This window comes from Blautia sp. ZXY-1-B12, assembly GCF_056339915.1.
The window spans coordinates 1-25,469 of sequence record NZ_JBWJVP010000184.1 but is presented as its reverse complement, the minus strand read 5'-3'; the positions used below and the strand labels follow the sequence as shown (position 1 = coordinate 25,469).

21 protein-coding genes and 5 pseudogenes are annotated in these 25,469 nt (G+C 42.1%); 3 read left to right on the top strand and 23 right to left on the bottom strand.

Annotated elements, in window-relative coordinates; translation table 11 throughout:
- Window positions 1-187 precede the first annotated feature (187 nt).
- From AC075L_RS10340 to AC075L_RS10260, 17 genes and pseudogenes are all read right to left on the bottom strand, one after another.
- A pseudogene (locus tag AC075L_RS10340) lies at window positions 188-755 on the bottom strand (Fe-S-containing hydro-lyase).
- A gap of 1 nt (window position 756) precedes the next feature.
- The gene (locus AC075L_RS10335) at window positions 757-1,599 is read right to left on the bottom strand and encodes a fumarate hydratase (protein ID WP_118521580.1); all 843 of its coding nucleotides are present in this window, start codon (window positions 1,597-1,599) and stop codon (window positions 757-759) included.
- Between the two features lie 170 nt (window positions 1,600-1,769).
- Window positions 1,770-3,383 carry an FAD-dependent oxidoreductase gene (locus tag AC075L_RS10330; protein WP_025576996.1) on the bottom strand — a complete coding sequence of 538 codons (1,614 nt, stop codon included), beginning with the start codon at window positions 3,381-3,383 and terminating at the stop codon, window positions 1,770-1,772.
- Window positions 3,384-3,397: 14 nt separating this feature from the next.
- The gene (locus tag AC075L_RS10325; protein WP_008703029.1) at window positions 3,398-4,075 is read right to left on the bottom strand and encodes a 2Fe-2S iron-sulfur cluster-binding protein; all 678 of its coding nucleotides are present in this window, start codon (window positions 4,073-4,075) and stop codon (window positions 3,398-3,400) included.
- A 178-nt stretch (window positions 4,076-4,253) separates the two neighbouring features.
- The gene (locus AC075L_RS10320) at window positions 4,254-4,367 is read right to left on the bottom strand and encodes an iron-sulfur cluster-binding protein (protein ID WP_476387616.1); all 114 of its coding nucleotides are present in this window, start codon (window positions 4,365-4,367) and stop codon (window positions 4,254-4,256) included.
- Window positions 4,348-5,109: an FAD-binding oxidoreductase gene (locus AC075L_RS10315; RefSeq protein WP_476387615.1), complete on the bottom strand. Its 762-nt coding sequence runs from the start codon at window positions 5,107-5,109 to the stop codon at window positions 4,348-4,350. Before AC075L_RS10315 ends, AC075L_RS10320 begins: the two co-directional genes overlap by 20 nt.
- Window positions 5,109-5,384: a 4Fe-4S dicluster domain-containing protein gene (locus AC075L_RS10310; protein ID WP_476387617.1), complete on the bottom strand. Its 276-nt coding sequence runs from the start codon at window positions 5,382-5,384 to the stop codon at window positions 5,109-5,111. The genes AC075L_RS10315 and AC075L_RS10310 overlap by 1 nt, the downstream gene beginning before the upstream one ends.
- Window positions 5,306-6,139, bottom strand: a complete 834-nt coding sequence (locus AC075L_RS10305; protein ID WP_476387614.1) for a hypothetical protein — start codon at window positions 6,137-6,139, stop codon at window positions 5,306-5,308. Before AC075L_RS10305 ends, AC075L_RS10310 begins: the two co-directional genes overlap by 79 nt.
- A gap of 3 nt (window positions 6,140-6,142) precedes the next feature.
- On the bottom strand, window positions 6,143-7,117 hold the full coding sequence (locus AC075L_RS10300) for a 4Fe-4S dicluster domain-containing protein (protein WP_022380682.1): 975 nt from the start codon (window positions 7,115-7,117) through the stop codon (window positions 6,143-6,145).
- Window positions 7,105-7,548: a hydrogenase iron-sulfur subunit gene (locus AC075L_RS10295; protein WP_008703025.1), complete on the bottom strand. Its 444-nt coding sequence runs from the start codon at window positions 7,546-7,548 to the stop codon at window positions 7,105-7,107. The genes AC075L_RS10300 and AC075L_RS10295 overlap by 13 nt, the downstream gene beginning before the upstream one ends.
- The gene (locus AC075L_RS10290; protein WP_008703023.1) at window positions 7,539-9,527 is read right to left on the bottom strand and encodes a CoB--CoM heterodisulfide reductase iron-sulfur subunit A family protein; all 1,989 of its coding nucleotides are present in this window, start codon (window positions 9,525-9,527) and stop codon (window positions 7,539-7,541) included. Before AC075L_RS10290 ends, AC075L_RS10295 begins: the two co-directional genes overlap by 10 nt.
- A gap of 6 nt (window positions 9,528-9,533) precedes the next feature.
- Window positions 9,534-9,923 carry a 4Fe-4S dicluster domain-containing protein gene (locus AC075L_RS10285; RefSeq protein ID WP_173682905.1) on the bottom strand — a complete coding sequence of 130 codons (390 nt, stop codon included), beginning with the start codon at window positions 9,921-9,923 and terminating at the stop codon, window positions 9,534-9,536.
- Window positions 9,920-10,714 (bottom strand): CoB--CoM heterodisulfide reductase iron-sulfur subunit B family protein, encoded by a 795-nt coding sequence (locus tag AC075L_RS10280; protein ID WP_026649558.1) that lies wholly within the window; start codon window positions 10,712-10,714, stop codon window positions 9,920-9,922. The genes AC075L_RS10285 and AC075L_RS10280 overlap by 4 nt, the downstream gene beginning before the upstream one ends.
- Before the next feature lie 596 nt (window positions 10,715-11,310).
- Complete coding sequence (locus AC075L_RS10275; protein WP_008703016.1) at window positions 11,311-12,261, bottom strand: L-lactate dehydrogenase; 951 nt, start codon at window positions 12,259-12,261, stop codon at window positions 11,311-11,313.
- A gap of 264 nt (window positions 12,262-12,525) precedes the next feature.
- Window positions 12,526-13,858, bottom strand: a pseudogene (locus tag AC075L_RS10270) (threonine/serine exporter family protein).
- Between the two features lie 68 nt (window positions 13,859-13,926).
- A complete protein-coding gene (locus tag AC075L_RS10265; protein WP_008703013.1) occupies window positions 13,927-14,727 on the bottom strand; it encodes a DUF4866 domain-containing protein in 801 nt (266 codons plus the stop codon).
- A gap of 206 nt (window positions 14,728-14,933) precedes the next feature.
- A pseudogene (locus AC075L_RS10260) lies at window positions 14,934-16,530 on the bottom strand (AAA family ATPase).
- A gap of 834 nt (window positions 16,531-17,364) precedes the next feature.
- Between AC075L_RS10260 and AC075L_RS10255 the strand changes: the two are divergent.
- The 3 genes from AC075L_RS10255 to AC075L_RS10245 all read left to right on the top strand — a co-directional run bounded on the left by AC075L_RS10255 (window position 17,365) and on the right by AC075L_RS10245 (window position 18,995).
- Complete coding sequence (locus AC075L_RS10255; RefSeq protein ID WP_195284565.1) at window positions 17,365-17,856, top strand: collagen-like domain-containing protein; 492 nt, start codon at window positions 17,365-17,367, stop codon at window positions 17,854-17,856.
- 81 nt (window positions 17,857-17,937) lie between these two features.
- Window positions 17,938-18,531, top strand: a complete 594-nt coding sequence (locus tag AC075L_RS10250) for a glycosyltransferase (RefSeq protein WP_476387613.1) — start codon at window positions 17,938-17,940, stop codon at window positions 18,529-18,531.
- A 209-nt stretch (window positions 18,532-18,740) separates the two neighbouring features.
- Complete coding sequence (locus tag AC075L_RS10245) at window positions 18,741-18,995, top strand: tetratricopeptide repeat protein (protein ID WP_476387612.1); 255 nt, start codon at window positions 18,741-18,743, stop codon at window positions 18,993-18,995.
- An 87-nt stretch (window positions 18,996-19,082) separates the two neighbouring features.
- On the opposite strand, the pseudogene glmS reads toward AC075L_RS10245, so the two are convergent.
- From glmS to AC075L_RS10215, 6 genes and pseudogenes are all read right to left on the bottom strand, one after another.
- Window positions 19,083-20,923 (bottom strand): annotated as a pseudogene (glmS, locus tag AC075L_RS10240) (glutamine--fructose-6-phosphate transaminase (isomerizing)).
- Window positions 20,924-21,186: 263 nt separating this feature from the next.
- A complete protein-coding gene (locus AC075L_RS10235) occupies window positions 21,187-22,593 on the bottom strand; it encodes a hypothetical protein (protein ID WP_476387611.1) in 1,407 nt (468 codons plus the stop codon).
- Complete coding sequence (locus AC075L_RS10230) at window positions 22,523-22,810, bottom strand: hypothetical protein (RefSeq protein ID WP_476387610.1); 288 nt, start codon at window positions 22,808-22,810, stop codon at window positions 22,523-22,525. The genes AC075L_RS10235 and AC075L_RS10230 overlap by 71 nt, the downstream gene beginning before the upstream one ends.
- 80 nt (window positions 22,811-22,890) lie before the next feature.
- Window positions 22,891-23,046 carry a hypothetical protein gene (locus AC075L_RS10225; protein ID WP_476387609.1) on the bottom strand — a complete coding sequence of 52 codons (156 nt, stop codon included), beginning with the start codon at window positions 23,044-23,046 and terminating at the stop codon, window positions 22,891-22,893.
- A 431-nt stretch (window positions 23,047-23,477) separates the two neighbouring features.
- Entirely contained in the window at window positions 23,478-24,197 is a 720-nt protein-coding gene (locus AC075L_RS10220) for a glycosyltransferase family 2 protein (RefSeq protein WP_008703000.1), read from the bottom strand.
- Window positions 24,198-24,433: 236 nt separating this feature from the next.
- Window positions 24,434-25,469 (bottom strand): annotated as a pseudogene (locus tag AC075L_RS10215) (ABC transporter ATP-binding protein); the annotation flags it as partial.

Genomic DNA, 25,469 nt, shown 5'->3' with positions numbered 1-25,469 from the left:
CCCTTTTTGACCCTGATTATCATGTTATACGTTTATAGGTCAAATGTAAAAGATATAATTCATATTATTGTATATATGATTTTTATATATTGGATACAATATATATATAATTTTGGCTATATAAAGCAACTTCCATATACTGTATGTCTACAGCATATGGAAGTTATTTTTTTATGTATCTGCAGAATTACTTATCTCCGTGTTCTTTGAGATATTCTGCTTTTCCCATCTCATACAGATTATTGCCTTCTGAGTCAATGATGACTACAAGAGGCATATCCTCTACATACAATTTACGAAGTGCTTCTGCTCCCAGATCTTCATAGGCGATCAGTTCGGCCTTTTTGATGCATTTTGCAAGAAGCGCACCTGCACCGCCGATAGCTCCGAAGTATACACCATCATATTTCTTCATGGCGTCTACTACTTCCGGAAGGCGGGCACCTTTACCGATCATTCCTCTTGCTCCCACAGACATCATTGTGGGTGCATAGGCATCCATACGTCCGCTGGTTGTAGGACCTGCAGAGCCGATGACTGCGCCTGGTTTTGCAGGAGTTGGTCCTACATAGTAGATGGTTGCATCTGTCAGGATCAAATGGAATTTTTTCCCCTTTTGCAAGGGCCTCACACATTCTCTTGTGTCCTGCATCACGGGATGTATAAATAGTACCTGTTAATAATACCTGATCACCTGCATGGAGAGTTCTTGCCAGCTCTCTAGTAAGTGGAAGTGTAATTTTCTTTCTTTCCATCTCAGATCACCTCCGATTTATGGCGGGTTACATGGCAGTTGATATTAACTGCACATGGCATACCTGCAATATGAGTCGGCATTGTTTCAATATTCAGGCCGATGGCTGTTGTCTTTCCGCCAAATCCCTGAGGTCCGATTCCAAGCTTGTTTACTTTTTCCAGCATTTCTTTCTCAAGATCAGCATAGAACGGATCCGGGTTCTGAGTATCCAGAGGTCTCATCAGTGCTTTCTTTGCAAGAAGTGCACATTTGTCAAAGGTTCCTCCGATACCAACTCCGACTACCATTGGCGGACATGGGTTGGGGCCTGCGGTCTCTACTACTTCAAGGATGAAATCCTTGATTCCCTGTAATCCTGCAGATGGTTTGAACATACGGATCTGGCTCATGTTCTCACTTCCGAAGCCTTTGGGGCCTACTGTGATCTTTACCTGATCTCCGGGAACGATTTCTGTGTAGATCATAGCCGGTGTATTGTCGCCTGTGTTTCCACGGCGAACCGGATCCTTTACTACAGATTTTCTTAAATATCCCTTATCATATCCACGACGTACACCTTCATTGATGGCATCGTTCAGATTTCCCCCAACAAAATGTACATCCTGTCCGATTTCAAGGAATACACATGCCATTCCTGTATCCTGGCAGATCGGCACATTCTCATTATCTGCAATATCAAAATTCTCAATAATATTGTCAAGGATACCCTTGGCAATCTCTCCGTCTTCGCATGCGCGGCATGTTTTGATCGCACATTTTACGTCTTCCGGAAGATGTTCATTTGCTTCGATACAGAGTTTTTCGATGACATCTGTAAGTCTGCTTACTTCTACTTCACGCATTCTGGTAAGCTCCCTTCTCTATTTCTGGATATGCCATTAAGAAATGACATATTCCCTTTTTCATTATATCAAAGGTTTCCGGTAACGGCAATTTCCCGGCACCGATACCGGAACATTTTTATCGTATACTGGTTACAGTAACTTTTATATTCTGATTGTCTGACCTTTTATCAGCGCTGCTCGTGACGGGCATATTTTGGAAGCAGTAATGGAGATACTTTGTCAGTATGTAAATCTGCTTTGTCCAGTTCATCTGCATATTTGTAGATATGATCCAGGTTCATTTCACCAAGCTCTACATTCTTGCATTTTGCAGCTGCTTTTTTACCGGCATTTCTTCCAAATACGATTACATCCAGAAGAGAGTTACCCATCAGTCTGTTTCTTCCGTGGATTCCACCTGCGGCTTCTCCTGCAACTAACAGGTTTGGAATTTCTTTTGTGAATCCGTCTCCGTTAATCTCAAGACCACCGTTCTGGTAGTGAAGTGTCGGATAAATAACGATAGGAACTTTTCTCATATCAATGCCGTAGTTCATGTACATACGGAACATAGCCGGGATTCTCTTTTCGATGGTTCCTTCGCCACCGAGGATCTCGATCATCGGAGTGTCAAGCCATACACCTTTCAGTCCGCCTGGAACTTCTACGCCGCGTCCTTCTTCGCATTCACGGATAACACCGGAAGCATTTACGTCACGGGTTTCAAGCGGATGAATATAAGCTTCTCCGTTTGCATTTACAAGCTGTGCACCAACGGAACGAACTTTCTCAGTTACCAGAGCACCCATGATCTGTGATGGATAGATTGCTCCTGTTGGATGGTACTGGATAGAATCCTGATAAAGAAGGGAAGCACCAGCTCTATATCCAAGTACAAGTCCGTCTGCAGTTGCACCGTAGTGGTTGGATGTCGGGAATCCCTGATAATGCATTCTTCCTGCACCACCTGTTGCAATTACAACAGTTTTGGCTCTTGCAACAGAATAATCTCCTGTTTCCATGTTAAGAAGAACTGCACCTGCAACCTGTCCTTTTTCATCTTTCAGAAGTTCAACAGCTGAAGTAAATTCAACTACCGGAATCTTAAGATTCAGAACTTCATCTCTGATGGTACGCATGATCTCAGATCCGGAATAATCCTTTGCAGCATGCATTCTCTTTCTGGAAGTACCGCCGCCGTGTGTGGTAACCATGGTTCCGTCTTCTGCTTTATCAAATTCAACACCAAGGTCATTGAGCCATTTGATGGCATCCGGAGCTTCCATTACCAGTCTCTTTACCAGTTCCGGCTTTGCTGCAAAATGTCCGCCGCCGAAGCAGTCCAGATAATGCTGTACTGGAGAATCATTCTCTTTGTCTGCAGCCTGGATACCGCCCTCTGCCATCATTGTGTTGGCATCACCGATACGAAGCTTTGTAACGATCATAACGTCTGCACCTGCATTGTGTGCTTCAATGGCACAGGAAGAACCTGCACCGCCACCGCCGATCACAAGTACATCTACGTCATAATCAATTTTTGTAAGGTCAATTTTTTCGTTGATCAGACGGCTTGTTGAATGGAGCATCTCTGCCAGTTCCAGAGGAGCTTTCTGTCCTTTGTTCGGTCCTACTTTGATTTCTGCAAACGCGTCTGGATTATAATCCGGATGAAATTTCTCAAGAAGAGCGTCTTTCTCTTCAGCTGTCAGACGTCTTGGCTCTGTTGCCATACGCTGTGCTCTTGTAGCCTCTACCTTTTTGATGGATTCCATCATATTTTCTGGATATGGTGCATACATGTTTTACGCCCTCCCTATTTCTCAATTTCTCTGTTGTTGTAAAGTTCCTGCATGTCTGTGATTGGTTTCTGCATGATCTGCTCGATCAGATCATCATATTTACCTTCGTGGATTTCTTCTACACGTTTCTCCAGATGTTCGCTCTTAGGCGCGATATATTTACCTGTGAGACGTCTTGCAAGAAGACCTACCATCGGATGGGAAATACCGGCCGGACATCTTACGGAACAGCATCCGCAGCTTACGCAGTCGAAGGATTCCTCTGCACATTTTTCAAGTTCGCCTCTCTGTGCATATGCGATGTACTGCATTACATTTAAGTCCTGAGTACATGCTTTTGTACAGGCATTACATCCGATACAGCTGTAGATTTCCGGATAGAGTTCCATCATTACCTGCTGATTCGGTTTCAGGTCTTCGATGTTGTAGAGTCTCTTATCTGTAGGGAAGAACGGGATGCTTGCTACATACATTCCTTCCTGTACCTGTGTCTGACAGGCAAGACATGTTTTCAGCTCGTTTTCACCTTTGATTCTGTAGATTGTTGCGCAGGCTCCGCAGAATCCGTGTCTGCAGCCGCATCCTCTCTTTAATGTATAACCGGCATATTCCATGGCAGTCATAATTGTAAGTTCTGCAGGTACGCTGTATTTCTTACCGAAAAAATATACGTTTACCATATTCTTTTCCATTTGAGATTACCAGTCCTTTCTATATATATCATCTGTCGTCAGCAGCACATACAAGCTCGAATCCGCTACGCTACTTCTCGCTTGAGGGCGTTCGCCCTACAGAATGTTCTGTGAAAGAATGCTTATATGCAAGCATGACGCATTCCTTCACATCACTTTCTGCACTGCTCATTGCTTATCAATATTCTGCAGGTAATTCATCAATCTCGTCGCATCTGAATACCGGACCGTCTTTGCAGACGTATTTGGAACCGATATTGCAACGGCCGCATTTACCGATACCGCATTTCATACGAAGCTCCAGAGTTGTGTAAACCTGTTCTCTGGAGAAGCCCAGTTCTTCCAGTCCTGCAAGAACGAACTTGATCATGATCGGCGGTCCGCAGACAAGTGCTGTTTTGTTTGTATCGAATCCAATCTCTTTCAGATAAGAAGGAACGAATCCAACGTGTTCCGTCCCAGCCTTCCTGTTCACGGTCGATTGTCAGATAAACATTAACTCCCTCTGCTTTCATCCAGACTTCCTGGATTTCTTTTAACTGTACCAGGTCATCTGCGGAACGGGAACCATAGAGGATATCTACTGTTCCGTAATCTGCACGGTTATCCAGTACATAGTTGATAACAGAACGAAGAGGTGCAAGTCCGATACCACCTGCGATAAACAGAAGGTTTTTACCTTTTAATTTATCTTCTACAGGGAAATGATTTCCGTATGGTCCACGGACTGTGATCTCATCTCCAACCTGAAGGCTGTGGAGATAATCGGTCAGTGCACCGCACTTCTTGATACTGAATTCCTGATATTCTTTATTTGTAGGTGAAGAAGTAATGGAAAACATACCTTCACTTACACCTGGTGCGCAGACCATTGCACACTGGCCAGGCATATGTTCAAAAAGTTTTCCTCCTTCAGGAGCGTTTACACGGAATGTTTTAACATCCGGTGTCTCCTGACGGATATCTGTGATCACACCAACCTTCGGGATCAGTGTGTCTAATGTGTAGTTTTTATGGCAGGTACATTCGCTCATTATTTTTCACCTCCCTGATTTTCAAAAGCTTTGATGACTTTTACGATATTTAAGGATGATGGGCATTTCTCAACGCAGCGGCCGCATCCTACACATGAGAACATTCCATTGTTGTTTACCGGATAGTAAACAAGTTTATGCATGAATCTCTGACGGAAACGCTGCATCTGGCTGTTACGGTTATTTCCGTGTGCCATCATTGTAAAGTCAGAGTACATACAGGAATCCCAGCAGCGGTAACGCTGTACGCCGTGTCCTGTGTCATAATCTTTGATATCATAGCACTGGCAGGTAGGGCATACAAATGTACAGGTACCACATGCCAGACATGGTTTATAAAGTTCTTCCCATACAGGGAATTGAAACGATCCATGTAATCTTCCTGTCCCCATCCTTCCAGAGAAAGATTAGAGTACGGAAGCTTCTCTACGATTGCGCGGATCGCAGCTTTCTCTTCTTCTACTTTTGCTTCGTCAGCATCGTTGAGAAGTTCTGCAACTGCTTTTGTAAGGGCTTCCCCTTTCTCTGTAAGAGGTTTCCAGTAAAGCTCTCCCTCGATCATCCATGTTGCAACATCTGCAACAGGGTCTGCGCAGTCAATACCGAATGCTTTACAGAAACAGCTTTCTTCCGGCTCATGGCATGCAAGTGCTACAATCGTACCATGATCTCTTCTGGCTGCATAGAAAGTATCGATCGGATCACTTAAGAATACGTTATCCAGTACTTTTACACCCTGGATATCGCAGGCTTTCATTCCGAACACAACAAAGTTCTTTTCCTGTAATGCCTGTGGCTCAATGGAGATATTCTTCTCCTCTTTCTTACAGGTGTAGAGGTTTTCACTCTGTGGAAAAAAAGCATCTTTTGGTGATTTTACAGTTTTTAAAGTATCAAGACAAACTTCTGCATCTTCGCTCCATGCTTTGAAGTTTACCTGATCACTGACTTTGACCGGTAAATATAAATCCTGATCTGCGGCAATCTTCTGGAATAATGCCTGCAGATTCTCTGCTGCTATCTTATACATACATTATCCCCTTTCTGCCACGATACTCGGCTCAACATCTTCAAATGTAAAGTTTGTAAGAGGTCCCTTGGATGTTGAATCCTCTCCTGCCTGATATTCACCATAGAATGTATCAATATCTTTGATAAATTTACGATTGAACAGGTGAAGCGGAATTCCCTGAGGACATACTCTGCTGCATTCGCCGCAGTCTGTACATCTTCCTGCCACATGGAATGCACGGATGATATGGAACATCTTCTCTTCGAAAGAGTCCACGTTTGCTTTCTGCGCACTGTCAAATTTATTGCTGTCGAATACACATTTACGGCAGCTGCATGCAGGACAGACATTACGGCAGGCATTGCAGCGGATACATTTGCTTAACTGGCTCTGGAAGAATGCAAATTTTTCTTCCGGGCTCATTGCTTCGATCTTCTCTACTTCTGCAAAACGATCTGCATCTTTTGTGTCTTTGGACTCACCGATAAGTTCATCATAAATCTTATGTTCTTTTCCTTTACATACGTGACATCTTTCAAGCATTGCATCTTTGTATGCACAGGTCTTCTCACCATAGATTGTCTGAATAGTCAGTGTTTCTGCCTCATCTGTGATCTCTGCACCGGAAATGCTTTCGATACCTTTGATTCCCTGTTTGCGGATTCTCTCGATATCCAGTTTTCCTTTACATCCAACACCAATGATATAAGCTTTCTCACGGTCTACACGATGCTCTTTGATCAGCTGATTAAAGCTGTATGTATCACATGGTTTTAAACATACCAGTGTCTTGCCTTCCAGTTTGGAAGCTTCGATCATATATTTGCTTAAGTTTGCACCGCAGAATCCGTTATATACAAAATCTTTCAGAGATTCTTCTGTTTCAAAGTAAGCCGGTTCCGGATTGTAAGGCAGATCTCCGGCTTTCCATCCCAGAACTCTTGCAACTGTACCGTCAGCAAGCAGTTCTTTTGCACGATTTATCAGCTCCTGCATCTTAAATCCTCCAATCTTACGTTCTTACCGAGTGAATGGATCTTCTCTACAAACTCATTCATTGTCTGGGAGAATTTCACACCTTCAGCAGCGGAAACCCATTCTACTCGTGTTCTTCCGTTTTCCACACCGATGTAGTCGAGCATGGAGAAAAGAAGTGTCATACGTCTTCTTGCATAGTAGTTACCTGTGCTGTAATGACAGTCTCCAGGATGACATCCACACATGATCACACCGTCAGCACCTTTCTCAAAAGCACGGAGGATGAACATTGGATTGACACGGCAGGAACATGGAACACGGATGATCTTTACGTCAGCCGGGTAAGAAAGACGGCTGCTTCCTGCAAGGTCTGCACCTGCGTAACTACACCAGTTACAGCAGAATGCTACAATCTTAGGTCTGAATTCTTCGTTTGTTTCTATCGACATATTGCATCTACCTCCGCGATAATCTGTCTGTTGGAAAAGCCCTGCAGATCCATAGCACCAGACGGGCAGGCTACTGTACAAGCGCCACATCCCTGGCAAAGTGCTGTATTTACAACGGCTACTCTTCTTGTTTCACGGATACCGTGGTCATTTACCTGTTTATCCTCATAGGAAATTGCTCCATACGGGCAGACATTTGCACATGTAGAACATCCGTTACATAACAGTTCATCGGATTTTGCTGTACATGGGTTGGTTGTCAGTTTATCTTTGGCAAGAAGGCCGATTGCCTTAACTGCTGCTGCGCCAGCCTGTGCAACTGTCTCTGGAATATCTTTCGGTCCCTGGCATACACCGGAAAGGAAGATACCTGCTGTAGGAGATTCTACAGGACGGAGTTTTGCATGGGCTTCTGTGAGGAAGTTGTTTGTATCAATACTTGCTGTAAGCATAGTAGCGATCTTACGAACATCCGGGTTCGGTTCAATGGCTGTTGCAAGAACGACCATATCTGCTTTCTTAAGGATTTGTTTGTTGTCGATCAGGTCAGATCCCTGTACAAGAAGGCTTCCGTCCGGCTGTGGAATAACTTTTCCTACCTGGCCTTTGATGTAGTTTACGCCGTACTGTTCTACGGCTCTTCTGTAGAACTCATCGAAGTTTTTACCTGGAGTACGGACATCAATATAGAATACGGTTACATTTGTATCCGGATATTTATCACGGATCAGCATTGCATGTTTTGCTGTGTACATACAACAGATCTTGGAGCAATATGGTTTTCCTCTGTCGTCGGAGCAACGGCTTCCAACACACTGGATGAATACCAGTTCCTTCGGAGCTTTTCCATCGGAAAGACGCTCTAAGTGTCCTTTTGTAGGACCTGCTGCGTTCATGATACGTTCCAGTTCCAGGGATGTGATAACATCTTTACTCTGGCTGTACGCATATTCATCATATTTGTCAAGTTTGATGGTATCAAAACCTGTAGCAACTACGATTGCACCGTATTTCTGTGTTACGATCTCATCCTGCTGATCGTAATCAATGGCTCCTGCCTGACATACTTTGGAGCAGACACCACATTTTCCTGTTTTAAATTTCAGACAGTTCTCACGGTCGATAACCGGAACATTCGGGATTGCCTGTGCAAATGGAGTGTAAATAGCAGTTCTGTTATTTAATCCTCTGTTAAATTCGTTCGGAATCTTCTTGGACGGACATTTTTCCTGGCAGACACCGCAGCCTGTACATTTGTCCATATTTACACTTCTTGCTTTCTTTCTGATATCAACGGTGAAATCACCTACGAAACCGCTGACATGTTCTACTTCACTGTATGTATAGATATTGATCTTCTCATGTGCTGCTGCCTCTACCATCTTAGGTGTGAGGATACATGCAGAACAGTCAAGTGTCGGGAATGTTTTATCAAGCTGTGACATTCTTCCACCGATACTTGGAGTCTTCTCTACGATATCTACTTCATATCCTGCATCTGCGATATCCAGGGCTGTCTGGATTCCGGCAATACCGCCGCCGATGATCAGGGCTCTCTTTGTAACACGGCTCTCTCCCGGCTGAAGAGGAGCATTTAAATTCACTTTTGCGATTGCTGCTCTGGCAAGGATCACAGCTTTCTTTGTAGCCTCTTCCATATCCTTGTGAATCCAGGAACAATGCTCACGGATATTTGCGATTTCCACCATGTATGGGTTCAGACCAGCTCTTTCGGCTGCTTTTCTGAATGTTGCCTCATGCATACGTGGAGAGCATGAACAGACAACGACGCCTGTCAGTTTCTTCTCTTTGATGGCTTCCTGAATCTTAGCCTGGCCTGCTTCTGAGCACATGTACTGGTAGTCTTCTGCATGAACGACACCCGGCTCTTTGGCAGCTAATTCAACAACTTTTTTTACATCTACCGTAGCGGCGATATTACTTCCGCAATGACAGACAAATACACCAATTCTCTGCACGCTGGCTTACCTCCTGTATCTTCTGAATGCACTTACCAGAAGCTGCTGTGGCAGTTCCGGATCAAGAAGCTGTGGTATCTCATCTGCTTTCAGATAATCGCCGCCTTTTTCACGGACAACTAACTGTCTTGCTGCATCGATGATCTTTCCCGGTTTTACATCTCTTGGACAACGCTCTACACAGGCGAAGCAGGAAAGGCATTTCCAGAGAGACTTTGAATTGACAAGTGCTTCGATATCTTCATTTACAACATAGGATACAAACTGATGTGGCTTGATATCCATTTCATTGAAAGATGGGCAGGTAGCAGAACATTTTCCACATTTCATACATTTCAGCGGATTGGTTCCGGAGATCTCTTTGATCTTTTCTGCTGCTGAATGTTCGTTTCTCATTTCGCTACCTCCTCTTTTACTCCGAGGGCTTCTGCAAGGAGCTCTGTGAAATAATATACAGGCAGTTCGCTGGAAGCGTTTTTATTTAAATTATATTTACACAATGGACAGGCTGTGATCAGCATATCTGCGCCAAAGCCTTGGGCACTGTCTTCTATTTTCTGACACATGTTCTGGGACATTTCTTTTTCTTTGAGAGAAATGTAACCGCCGCAGCATTCATTTCTGTATGGATAGATCACCGGTTCTGCACCAAGTGCACGGATGAAATCTTCCATGATAGTTGGATTCTCCGGATCATCGAATGCCATGATCTTGCCCGGACGTAATAAGAGACATCCGTAATAGGCTCCGATTTTCTTTCCTGTAAGCGGGTTTACTACCTTCTCTTTCAGCTTGTCGAAACCGACTTTGTCGCGAAGTACTTCCAGATAATGGAGCACTGTTGTCTCGCCTTCATAAGGCTCATCAAGCTGCATGTAATTATTTGCTCTGGTGCGGATATCCTCCACATTTTTCATATCATCATTGACACGTTTGATCACGTGATGACAGGCAGAGCAGATTGTTACCAGATCCTGGCCCTTTTCTTTGGCCTGATTAAGAGCACGTACAGAAGAAAGCTTCGTAGCAATTTCGTCAGTTCCCAGAGGATAAACACCTCCGCAGCACTGCCAGTCTTCGATCTCTTCCAGTTCAAACCCAAGTGCTCTGGCGCTGGCTCTGGCATATTCGTCCAGATCTTTCGCCTTGTTTCTCAGGGTACAACCCGGATAATAACTGTACTTCATACTTAACATTATCCTTTCTTAGTTGTTCAGATAAATTCATGTTGCTCAAATAATGATATCAGGGTCCAAAAGCAATTTGCCCCGATATATAGCGCCCGTAAATAACAGTCGCTAGTCCTTGTCTTTTTTTTAACAATATATGGACAAAAATATAAATCAAGTCTAATACAATTACTTTTTATATCTTTGTTGAGACATAGAAAATAAAAGAGTTCGCACACCCTTCCTCCGCAATTAAAGGAGTGTATCAGCTCGATTTCCGAAAAATATTATATCATATTGACAACATTTTAACAAGAGGTTTTTGATAATTTTTTTATCACGCATCATTGCTCAATTCTTCTGATCTAAATTAATCTTTTTCAGGCAGATAAAATCTTCCGCTTTTCTATTTACTCACAATCATAGTATCTTTCAAAAAATTAATAAAAATATTATTTATATATTTTTTTGCTTTTGATATATGTAAGCCAAAATTCGTCTGTTTCCGCTTACAGTACAGAATTTTGGCTAATAATTAAAAAGGAGTAAACAGTAATATGGATTCAGAAGAACAGGCTGTACCTGTACTTCTGAATGTTTTGTCTGATATATTATTAATTAAGGTCAATCTGAGCAATAATTTCTTTCAGTGCATCTGCACTCTTCTTAAGCTGTTCGATCTCAGCTTTTGTCATTCTCATTGGAACTTTGCCCTGTACACCATTTGGTCCTACCAGAGTTAATGTACTCAGGCATACATCATCGATTCCGTACTCTCCATGCATCATAGTAGATACTGTAGAGATAGACTCTGAAGAAGATACAAGAAGGCTGCAAAGTTTGCATACAGAAGAGGATACTGCATAGAAAGTTGCACCTTTCTTGGAAATGATCTCACCGCCAGATTTCTGTACATACTGAAGCATTGCTTCTTTATCAATCGGTTCAATATCCTTACCGAGTTTCTTCTCAAGGTCGTAATATTCATCCACACTTACACCTGAAATATAGGCACCAGACCACGGAATAAAGGATGTATCTCCATGCTCACCGAATACATAGGCATGGATATTACTCTGTGCAATCTGGAAATGTTCGGATAATCCGCAGCGCAGACGTGCAGAGTCAAGAATTGTACCGGAACCAAGGATCTGGTTTTCTGGAAGTCCGGAAATCTTTGTAAATACATAAGTCATGATATCAACCGGATTGCTTACGATCAGATAAAGGGCATTTGGAGCTGCCTTTACGATCTCCGGTGTGATAGATTTGAGGATATTTACATTTGTCTGTGTAAGTTCAAGTCTTGTCTGTCCTGGTTTACGGGCAATACCGGATGTGATGATAACGATGTCAGAATCCCTAGCATCTTCGTAGTCTCCGGCAATGATAGAGATAGGATCTCTGAAGCAGGTTCCCTGGATAATATCCAGAACTTCACCTTCTGCTTTCTTTTTGTTGATATCGATCAGAACAATTTCAGATGCGATATCCTGGCTTGATAAAGTGTACGCGATGGTAGATCCGACGCTGCCGGCTCCAATGATAGTAATTTTACTGCTCATAATCTTAATACTCCTTTTCTCCTAACAAAATTGACGTCTTAATGATAACACATTGTCAAAAAATTGACAAGAGCTTTTGTACAGAAATCTGAACAATTTTTTCGTTTAAATATTTGTTTGGAAGCATAAAATTGTTTGTTAGTTTGATATAATTTTCACATTTTCCTATTGGAGTAGATACTTGCACGAACAAATCCCCAACCACTGCTTATTGCTTTTTGCAATTTAAACAGTGGTTGGGGATTTCCCTGATTTTTGATTCGGTTAAGTACAGTATCTGAAAGCTTTATCTGTCAGAATACGTGCAAAGATTAGCCCTAATGGCAACGCTGCAATGATAAGGATCGCAGACGCAAACCAGGATGCAGCTACTGATAATGACATAATACCAAGATTATAAAATCCTCTGTATAAATATAATCCCGGAACCATGATAACGATTGAGGGAACTGTTACAGATATCCTTGGATATCCGACTTTATTCTTCAGCAGGGACGCCAGAAGTCCCGCAGTAAGTGCACCAATAAATGCGGCTGCAGCAGGAGGAATATTTGCAAGGTCTACCAGTTCCAGTCTCAGAGTATTGGCAGCTGCTCCTATCCCGGCTGCTGCGACTGCCAGACGAACCGGGCTGTTAAACATGATAGAGAATCCAAACACTCCGCAGAAACTTGCAAGAAGCCTGAATAAGATCCACTGCTCTGTTGACAGTGAAAATTTTATAAAATCTACAGGTTTCAAATGCAGGATCAGTGCCATGATCCATGCTGACATAGTAGCTACCAGAATAACGATCAAAGCATAAGTCAGACGTTCTATTCCTGAACGCATATCCAGTTTTGCAAGGTCAATACCACTGGTAATAAACGGAAATCCCGGTATGATAAAGAGCATTGCACAGATATATCCCGCTTCGTGCTGAACAGAAATACCAAATAATATTTCTCCAAGTTTGAGCAGACCTGCATATGCAAAACATGCCAGAGATACAGAAGACACAATACATAAGAACAATGTAAAATGGTGTTTGGTCAGTTTGCAGCGGAGATAATTTCCAATTCCTGCCCCGACAAATGCACAGAACATCTCGATCGGACCGCCCCCAAGAAGGAATGTAAATCCGCAGCATGCGATCGCTGCAGCAAGTCCCAGTGCAGGCGGGGAATATAGACCATGTGTTTTTTCAATATTGTCAAGAAATGTATGCAGCTGTTCTCCTGACATATGTTTTCCTTCTTTTTCAAAGTTTCGGATAAAGTGTTCCAGACGATTTAACTTCAAAGTATTTACGCCTGTATTAGTCAGGCACAACGACTGGGTAAAACCATTTTCTCCGTCATAACATGTATATTCAATGGACATCAGACCAATATCCGCCGTACACGTAATGCCAAGTGCTTCTGCCAGTGTATTCATGGAACTTCTCACTCTCCATGCTCCGGTACCGCATGAGAGACAACATAATCCCCACACGTCCGATAACGGATGCTTTCTCTGCGATGCTGGAATCTACAACTGGTACATTTTCCCCATTTTCATCTGTATACTCATGCCAGGCAACATCCATATGGTTCTTTTTAATCACTTCCTGCGGCATTTTTCTCACTTCCTCATTCTATATTGTCAATCGGATAAAATCATCCGCTTTGCTACTTGCTTGATTTGTTAAAGCTGCAGACTGTCATTTCCTGCTTTCTCCATCATTTTCTCTCTGCATGCCAGTACGATTCCGTCAATCTCGTCTAAATGCTGCAGCATTTTTTTCTCAAATTCATGGATAGGAAGAAGAATTCCAATTTCATCATAGGGTTTATCCGGATTCTCTTTCTTCAGACCTGTTTCCTGTCCGTAGTATACCATGGCTCTTGGGGCTTCTTCCTGAATCTTCTGGAAAGCATCCCATACAACGGCATATGCCTGTGCTTCTGTCAGACCCAGTTTACAGGTGTCGGGAAGTGCATAAAGAGCCAGGACACCACGTTTACGGTTATCTTTTTCTTCTGTAATGTTCAGACCTTCTGTATAGGTACGGACAAGATCATAACCATCTGCAAGATACAGTGCAGATCTGGGGGCACATTCATGATGTTCATATGTTTCCTTGAATTTTGCATATTCTCTGGCTGAAACCTTTTCCCCGGGAAGAAGTTCTCCGGCTGCATCTGTAAGGAGCACCGGGTTCTCTCCTGCTTTTCCGTGGAATTTCTTCGGGATCAGATAAGCCTCCCTTAACAGGTCAAACATACTTCTGCCGCATAATTCCAACAGCAGTGCACTGATATCACCGTTCTGGTACGCATGAAACAATACCTGCAGGAAATGATCTCTGTCATTATCTGTCAGACGATGGTCGTCATCTATATGGTCATAAAAAACTCCGCTTAATCGTCCGGATGCTTCCGGCGAAGCCAAAATTTTAGAAAAAATTGTTTCTACTGCTTCTTCTCTTGGCAAAACTGTACTCATAATTAACTTCCCCTTTCCAATCGAGTCAGATTCTTTTTTCGGTTTTCATTATAGTCTTGCTTTTAGTAATGTCAACATAAAAAGAGGGAATTTTCTGATATCAATTTTACATAGATGCAAGCTAAAAATTATATAAAAAAGACATTCCATCCACTGGGGTAGAATGTCTTTTCTCATAACTTATATGATTCTTTTGAAGTTACGTTCTATATACACAGTGGAAACCATTTTTCGATTACACACTGATGTACTTTTTCTTTTTTATCGTAGTTGATCCCCACCAGCAAAATATCTCCTGTATACTGCTGTAATGACTCTGGATATTTTCGTTCTTTTATCTGATTCAGAACAGTTTCTGCGTCTTTGTTCCATTTCAGTTCGACGAGTAATGCAGGATAATAGTCTCTGTACAGTGGTTTGGGGATGAAGACAAAATCTGCGAAGCCTCTTCCTGTCGAGAGTTCCCGGATTGGCTTAAAATAGTATTTTATTGCACTTAAGTAGGCAATGCTGAGTACGCTGCTCAGGGAATTCTCGTTATTGTACTGAATCACTGATGTGTATTCTGCATGGATTTTCTCTATCTGTTCAGCAACTGTTTCTGCATCCATTTCCCAGGTGGCTTCCAGTAGTTTCTCAGATTCCTGCTGGAATTCGATGCAGTTCATTCCATTTATTTCGTTTGGTTGCGGCACGAAATTCCTGACGGATTTCTTCATTAGGAATGTAAGCTCTCTGGGTTCTCTGGTCGTAGGCAAGGTAACCCAGGTGGATCAGCAGAGTCAATACATCATCTTTGTCTGCGAAGCTGACCATATCATTCTGAAATTCATTGACATTTACTTCTACAGAGGAACCGGACAGCATTTCTATGATGGATGTCCGCAGACCATCAAAATCCATGTTGATCAGTGGCAGGATTGACAGATAGGTTCCTGTCTGTGACCAGTAGCTCTGGAATGTCCGCATAATTGTCAGATTTACTAACGCATTTGGATTATATACATGGTAATCTCCAAGACGGTAACCATCGTACCACCGCCTCACTTCTGCAAAATCTATCTCATATTTTTCACACAAATCGATTACTTCATCTTCATTAAAACCGATATATGGTGTCAATGGGCCGGCATTAAGCATTGTAAACTGGGTGAAATTATTTAAGGCAGACTGGGTTTTTAATTTCTTTATCGGTAAAATTCCGGTCAGATATGCAAGTGCGATATATTTTGATGCCTCAATTCCTTTAAACATGTTTCTGAGAAAGTCAATATACATTTCCTGTGCTGCCTGATTATGGGCTTCATCACGAATCAGAACATCCCATTCATCAATGATTACAATAAACTGTTTTCCTAATACAGTATTAATGCGTGCCATTGCTCCATATATAGTGCTGTTTTCCACCAGATTGACTTCAGGATAAGTCTCTCTTAATTCGGAAACAACGATATTCGTGATATATGAAATTAAATTCTCACTGGAACCTGCTGATATACAGCACCATTGTACATCAAAATGAATGACATCATATTTATTTAAATGTTCGTAAAAATCCGGACATTTGCTGATTTCCAGTCCTGAAAACATTTTTTCAGTGTCGCATCCTTTACTGTAATATGCAGTCAGCATATCTACAGTAACAGATTTCCCGAATCTGCGCGGACGACTGTTACATATAAACCTGGCATTTGTGCCCAATACTTTATTTGTATATTCCAATAATCCCGTTTTGTCTATATATACTTCTGAATTGACTGCACACTGAAATGCTGCAGCATTCGGATTTACAAACATACCCATTATCTCACCCTCCCTCTTTATTATTGATAGCTTTTCTGTCTTCTTATACAGCATCTTATAACCTCCTTAATAAATATGTTCAGGAGTTCCTGTCTTTTAGAAAACTCCTGCTAGAAATAAATAGTGAAAATTAAAGCATGACTTTTCTGAAAGAACAGATTCATGATCTGTATATGAATTGAGATTTGGCTGTAACTGTCGAAAATACCAGGCAATTACATAGATTTAGATAATTAGAAAATATGCTTTTGTTTATCATAGCATACCGGAACTTATTGGGCAAGAGACAAAAAAGAATCCAACGCATAAACCTATATGTTTTATGCATCAGACTCTTTTCATTTTTGATAATTATCCTGTCAGGAAAATATAATTATTTTCCACAGCAGTTTTTATATTTCTTTCCTATAAAGTAAAAAACTCGCGTATTGCGTAAAATCTTACCCGTAAAAGAATGTTTGCTGTATAGCATGGGAAGTTTAGTACCTGATACAGTTACAAATGAGTATATCTTGTCTGTAAAGGATGCTGTCAACCACCCTATGATGTAGCGCCACTTTAGGTAGCAATACCTATTTGGGATAAAAGGTCGAAGGCGTAAACCGTTACTACGACTGGGCAGTTACAAGCCCATTGCCTTTAGGTAATGGGTAGTTGACAGTTATACAATAGTAAGTCACAAACTCACATATGAAACATATACTAATATCGAGAACTGCAATCTATTATTGTCAGATTCCACAACAACTGCCGGAATGTCCTGTAAAATTACAGTCTGCCAGGCGGACTGTCTAGTCTGACGATATAAGATTTTTCCAGAGGTGATACTTTTCTATGCTGTTTAGTCATCATACCTCAGATGATCCTGAATTATCCGGTACATCCTGTTGTAACAATAACAATCGCTGCAGCTGTGACTGTCAGGGACCTCAGGGGCCGCGCGGTTGTCCTGGTCCTACCGGACCCAGAGGCTGTCCCGGTCCCGTTGGTCCAATGGGACCTCAGGGCCCCCAGGGTGAACCCGGACTTCAAGGCTACCCAGGTCCTGTCGGACCTGTTGGAGCCACTGGCGCTACCGGACCTGTCGGAGCTACCGGAGCCACTGGCGCTGCCGGACCTTCCGGAGCTATCGGACCTACTGGCCCTGCCGGGCCTATCGGACCTACTGGTGCTGCCGGACCTACTGGTGCCACTGGTGCTACCGGACCTGCCGGTACTGTAGCTCCGGCAGCGGCCGTAGCAGATGCCACAGGTCAGACAGATATTGTAACCCAGTTTAATCAGCTTCTCGCAAATCTCCGCGCAGCCGGACTTCTTGCAACTTAAACCTCAGGAGGGGCAAATGCTCCTCCTGATTTTCTCAAAAGGTGCTTTAAATTGTCTTCCATGATTTCTCTCAGCCTTTGTATGATTGTAAAAAATGAAGAAAAAGTATTGCCGCGTATCCTGAAACCCATGAAAGAAATTGTAGACAAAATTCTTATCTGTGATACCGGTTCTACAGACAGGACCAAAGAAATTATCAGAGAATTTACAGCAGAAGTTTATGATTTTCCATGGAAAAATGATTTTTCTGCTGCCCGGAATTTTATTTCGGAAAAAGTCAGTACTGATTACTGGATGTGGCTGGATGCAGACGACATGATCACTCAGGAAAATCTGTACAGACTAAAACAATTAAAAGAAACACTGAGTCCGAACACAGATATGGTTATGATGGATTATGTCACAGATTTCGATGAATGGAATCATGCTGCATTCTCCTGTTACAGAGAACGCATCTTAAAAACTTCCCGAAATTTCAGATCGCGTGGAAGAGTTCATGAATCCATCATTCCCACCGGGAACATCCTTTATTCTCCCATACAGATTCAACATCGCAAAACAAAAACCCCGCTCTTCCTTTCGAAATCTGCACATCTATCAACAGATGATCGAAGAAGGAGAGACTCTGGAACCCAGAGACTTATTTTATTATGGCCGGGAACTTTTTTACCATAAGCAATACGAGTATGCCATTTTGTGTTTTGAAAAAATTTCTGAAAGAGCCAGACGGCTGGATTGAAAACAGACTGGGCAGTTGTCTGGTTCTCTCCTATTGTTATCAGGCATCAGGCAATGACCAGCATGCTCTTGAGATACTGTTTCACAGTTTCATGTCAGATATTCCAAGAGCCGAAATATGCTGTGAGATTGGGAAAATATTTTTTATGAAACAGAACTTTTCCATGGCAGCTCACTGGTATCATCAGGCACTTCTTGCACCGGACAACAACCAAAACGGAGGATTCTATATTCCGGACTGCCATAATTTCATACCATTTCTGCAATTATGTGTATGTCTGGACAAATCTGGAATGCACAAAGAAGCTTTTGAATTTCACCGGAAAGCCAGAACACTGAAACCGGAACATCCTTCTGTTATTCAAAATCAGATCTATTTTCATGAGATTCTGGGATTTTGAAAAAAAATGCCACAGACCGTATTAATCCTTTACAGTCTGTGGCATTACGCTACATATTATATTGTTTTCGTTACTGGTGAACCGGCACTATTCCACAGTTACACTCTTAGCCAGATTTCTCGGCTTATCTACATCCAGGCCTTTGGCTACGCTGACATAATAGCCAAGCAGCTGCAAAGGAATAACTGCCAGTGAAGTTGCAAAGTGTGGATCTGTTTTCGGAATATAAACTGTGAAATCTGCAGTATCTTCTATATTATAATGTCCATATGTGGTGAGTCCCATCAGGTATGCACCGCGGCTCTTACATTCTACCATATTGGAGACTGTTTTCTCATAGAGATGATTCTGCGTGAGAATACCGATCACAAGAGTTCCGTCCTCAATCAGAGAGATTGTGCCATGTTTCAGTTCTCCGGCCGCATAAGCTTCTGTGTGTACATAACTGACTTCTTTCATCTTCAGGCTGCCTTCCATACTGATGGCATAGTCAATACCACGCCCGATAAAGAAAGCATCCCTGGCATTTGCCTGCTTAGCCGCAAACCACTGGATACGCTCTTTGTCATCTTCAATGATCTTGGCAATCTTATCCGGAAGTGTTTTCAGCTCTGCGATCAGCTCCTGATATTTTTCTTCTGTAATCTGTTCTCTGACTTTTCCAAACTGCACTGCCAGTGCATAGGAGGCAATCAGCTGAGTACTGTATGCCTTGGTAGTTGCTACAGAAATTTCCGGTCCCGCCAGAGTGTAAAAAACATTATCCGCTTCTCTGGCAATGGAAGAACCTACCACATTGACAATTCCCAGTGTACGGATACCTCTCTGTTTCGCCTCACGAAGTGCCGCAAGGCTGTCTGCTGTTTCCCCTGACTGGCTGACAATGACCACAAGACCTTCCGGATCTAAAATCGGATTTCTGTATCGGAATTCCGATGCCAGTTCCACACGTACCGGAATCCTTGTCAGATCTTCAATCACATACTGGGCTGCCATTCCCACATGGTAAGCAGAGCCACAGGCTACAATATAAATCTGGCTGATCTTTTTGATCTCCTCATCTGTAAGACCTACTTCTGAGAGATCAATACGATCATCTTTGAGTACAGAATTCAAAGTATCCCGAACTGCTTTCGGCTGTTCATGAATTTCTTTTATCATGAAATGTTCAAATCCCGCTTTCTCCGCCGCTTCTGCATCCCATTCAATTGTTTTCGGCTCTTTCTGGATCTCATCACCATCCAGATTGTAAGACGTGATCTCCCTTTTCTGATACGAGCCATCTCCAGATTTCCAATATAATATACATTTCTGGTGTATTTTAAAATTGCAGGAACATCGGATGCAATGTAAGATTCACCGTTCTCCACCCCAAGGATCATCGGGCTGTCTTTTCTTGCCACATAAATCTCTCCCGGGTAGTCTTTAAACATGATCGCAAGAGCATAGGAACCGCGGATACGGACCATTGCATGGTTAATGGCATCTACCGGTGTTCCGAGATATTTCTTATAATAATAATCTACCAGTTTAACTGCTACTTCAGTGTCTGTAGATGAATAAAACTCATAGCCATTGCGAATCAGTTTGTCTTTCAGTTCCTGATAATTCTCAATAATTCCATTATGAACTGCTACTACGTTACCGTCATCACTCATATGGGGATGCGCATTTGTCTCAGATGGTTCTCCATGTGTCGCCCAACGGGTATGTCCGATACCACATGTTCCAGGTACAGATTCTCCATTATTAGTTTTATCTGCAAGAACTTTCAGTCTGCCTTTCGCTTTAATAACCTCTGTATCACCTTCGCCGTCGCGAACTGCAAGTCCCGCTGAATCATAACCTCTGTATTCAAGTCTGGACAGACCATATAATAATATAGGTGCTGCCTGATGATTACCTGTAAATCCAACAATTCCACACATTTATATTTATTCCTCCCATATTTTCCAGATATTTACAGCATTATAAAAATACTGCTTTATTATATTATAAGAGCATTATGGAGTAATTTCTTATAACATAATAAAATTTCAGGGGCTCTCTCTGTCATATCGTGTCTCATTGTATCATGATGTTCCACATATGGCAAGAAAATCCCCTGAAACTGCGTACTCTGTTTTTACGAAAGTACTTTCATCATTGTTTTATCCACGTTATCCTTTGTGTCTTTTTCTGATTACCGATTTCATTTTACCTCCTGCTTCTCAACCGTTGACCAGCCACTGCATATCTCTCTTCCATTCTCATCACATCTGTATGAACGGATTCTGTAATAATATGTATGTCCTTTTTTCAGTTTTGCATTTGTGTATTTTGTAGTTGAACCGGATTTAATTACCGCTGCTCTTACGTATGGATTAGTGGTTCCTGCCCGACGATAGATCTCATATCCGTCTGCACTCTTTGCCTTTTTCCATGTAATCACAAGTTTTCCGGCAGTCCTGTTTGATATACCTGTAATTGAAGTTTTTGCCGGTTTTGCAGTCAGATCATCAGCAGAATACGTTTCCTTCGTCATATAAAGAATGGAATTTTTTCCGGTTCCATATAAGCTCTTTGCTTCTTTGTCATATGCAAAATATATATTCGCACTGTCTGTCGCATATGTATAGCCCCGGGAAATACTTCCTGAAATCGGAGTATCCAGAAACAGACCTCCGTCTTCTCCAACTGTTCCTTCATCGCTGTTTGTGATATCTGCCATATAATATTTACCGTTATTTGCCACAATATTCCACATATGAGGACCTTCACCTGTACCGCCATTCATCATACCGGTCACTGTATAGCAGGTAATGTCACTGAGATCGCACAGATACTGAAATGCCTTGGAATAACCTTCACAGACCACATTAGTACTGTCATCTCCGTCAAAAACATAGATTAACTGCCATGGATCTCCGTATTCATCATCCTCCGTCACATCATCATTGTAGGAAGTCAGGTAGCAGATCATTTCTTTATATCCGTACAGCTTTTCTGTCTCTGTATAACCCTGAAATTCTTTTACGATCATTCTGGCATTTTCTGCTGCACTTTTTGCAAGCTGTACAATCCCTGCATTTACTTTATATTTACCGGAAGCATAACTGCTGATCACCGGCATAGATATGGAAAGATTTTCAATTTTTACAGTTGTTTTGTTTCCTGTTGCCTTTGTGCTGTAACCATACTGCCAGGTAGTAGCCGCAGTCTTTTCGTACCAGTACAATTCATATGGACAATCTACAGCCAGGCAATCGATAATCTTTGAAATATCCAGTTCATTAAGGTGTGCGGCTACTTCTCTTTTGAGCGCATTACCGCTTGCTGTTGTCTGCCAGGTCAGTCCCAGATCTGAACTGACTTTAAACCTGGTAGAACCACCTTTCGATGCCACTGCGCTGATTTTACTCTTAAGTTCCTCATATAAGGTCTGCTGCTGTCCATTCAGTACATCCTCACCCAGAGAAGCTGCTGGCTGTGTGTCCGGATCCTGTCCGTACAGAATGTCATTCAGATATTTCTCCAGAAGCTGTCTGTTATCCACAGCACCGTTTTCGTCTCGGAATGACAGCCTCTGCAAAGACTTCTTCGTCTGAATCTGCTTCATTTGAACCTGCTTTGTCCGAAATGCTATCCTCTGTATCTGATGCAAACTCCGCATTATCCGCAGTTTCCTGTTGTACATCAAATTCTGTTGCATCATCTGAATTAAATTCAGGAACTGTACCATCTGTGAAATCTGCTGCTGTTACAGGTGTTACCGTAATTCCAGCTGCCAGAACCAGGCTCATTCCCAGACTTATAAAATTTTTCTTTCTGTACATAACGCATTTTCTCCTTATCTGTCGTAAATATAGTATATTACTACAATACTTTATTTCGACAGATAAAACAGAGATTTTTTTTATAATCCTTGTTCTCCCGCCAGATAGCACAGGTCTGCAAGACGTTCATATTTTGTCTGCATACACGCAATATAGTCATCCAGAAATCTTTTTACACGATACGGGATATCGAAACGCTCATATCGGTTCTCAAATTCCGTCAGGTCACTCGTCATCCTGCCTGATATACTCATCTGCTGCACTGATTTCCGCTTTCAGAGCAGAAAGTTTCTCCTCGTAACGACCTGTTAATTCCATTTCGCACAATTCATTCATTTTGTTCATCTTATTCTTTTCTCCCTGATTATTATTTTTACATTTGTGGTAACCTTGTTACCTGTGTTGTCTGTGTTGTCTGTGTTGTCTGTGTTGTTTTGTTATATGTTGATTTGTTGTGTTATGTGTGTTATGCACCCGATGTGTGCAGATCGGTACATACCGTTTTCTGTCTTATTACAACTATAATTGTAATTTTGTTTAAAGAAAATGTCAATTTATTTCGTCCGACATCTTATGATATGATTCGACATTTATCTGAAAATATAACAACAAAAAACTGCTGTTCCTCACGATCACTGTAGGAACAACAGTTTTTTTTCATCATTTTTTATGTTCGGCGGATAATCCTGTTCAATTTCACAAAATCTATTACCGCCTGTTTTCCGATCTTACAGATTTTCTTCATGTTAATGGAATTCACCCCGCCCTGACGAGGTCTGAATGTGACAGGAAGAAATTTGATGCTGCATCCCTTCTTCTTATAAATAACAGCCAGAAGTACATTGGAAAGATTAAAGTCCTTCGGAATCAGATGTATGTACCTGGCCATCGTCTCTGCTTTCATCAAACGGTACGGAGTGTTGGCATCTGTCAGATTTACTCCAAAACAGATACGGATAACCAGTTTCAGAGTTTTTGTTACAAAAACACGTGATATTCCATCCTGTCTGTCTTTTCTCCAGCCGATGACCATATCATATTTCTGTCTTCGTTTCCAGAACGGTTCAAATTCTTCCGGCAGTGTCTGGCCGTCTGAATCTGTCTGGAAAATGTAATCTGCACCATTTTTGAGTGCATACTTATAGCCATAAAGCACAGTTGCACCATGACCGCCGTTTGGTTTTGTTATCGGAATCAGCAGAGGGCGTGTCTTTGTACACTGTTTCAGTTTTTCATATGTAGAATCTTTGCTCCCGTCATCAATGACAATCAGACGTGACTGACCGTTTCCGTTATGCTTCTCTATAACAGGATACCAGTCATTAATGACCTGTTCAATGTTATCCTGCTCATTGTATGCCGGGATAACAATGTATAACTTATCCATATTTCTCTCCTTTGGATGATTGATGGTATCCATTATAGCATACATATGCATGAAATAATAACATTATTTCAGAAAACGATGTACTATAGCTGCTACTGTTCACTGGTAATATCCCGCGAGGTGTTTTTTGTGAGCGAAGGTCACAGAAAACCCGAGACATACTGCGCGAATTTATGCGATTAGCATAAATTCTGTGCATCGCGAAGCGTGTTGCTGGGAACGGAGTGAACAGTAACCTATAGCTCTGCCAGTATTCCCAGCTCCCGCGCAAGGCGAAGCAGTTCCCTGTTTGCGGCATTCACTGTTCCGAAGTCTTTCAGAGGGCAGATAACTTTCTGACATTTTTTCATCAATTCCACAGCCTTATCATAAGATTCCTGTGAAATACTTTCGAAAGGTTTCTCTGTAATCACCTGGTCTGCAAGTGCACCGGCTACCTGACAGTCTACATCATTCGTGTGAAGCACTCCTGCCGCAAATGGAATTCCCTGTCTCTGCAGTTTTGCGATAATACGGAATTCCGCTTCCATTACCGCCAATTACAAACACCTGAGGTTCACCTCTGGGCGGATCCATCTCCACACATCCAAAAGCAGCATTATAGCTTCCTCTGGTAATTCCATACAACTTCCGAATATACTCAGAAGTAAAGATTTCTTCCGGAGCACCATATTTTTCTATATATTCTCCATGTACACAGATAACTTTATCAGATATTTTCTGTGCAAGATCCAACTCATGCAGCGACATGATCACTGTAAGCTGATGATCCAGCACCATCTGTTTCAAAATAGTAAGAAGTTCCAGCTTATGACGGATATCCAGAAAAGAAGTCGGCTCATCCAGTACAATGATCTCCGGCTCCTGACAGATAGCCCGGGCAAGAAGGATTCGTTGTCTCTGACCATCACTGATGGCTGTAAAATCCCTGTCTTTTAAATCCCATGCATGGACGGTTTCCATTGATTTCTTTACCTTTGTCTTATCCTCTGCGGAGAGTATTCCCAAAGTTCCTGTATAAGGATAACGCCCTGTGGCTACAATGTCTTCGCAGGTCATCAGTTCCGGACGCATACGCTCTGTGAGCACGACTGCCAGTTTCTGAGAGACCTCTTTATTGGTCATCTTTGCCATTTTTTCTTTATCCAGATAAACAGTACCGCTGATCGTGGCAAGCTGTCTGGTGATGCTTTTAAGAATAGTGGATTTTCCGGCACCGTTAGGACCGATGAGGGTGAGGATTTCTCCCTTTTTCAGCTGAATATTGATTTC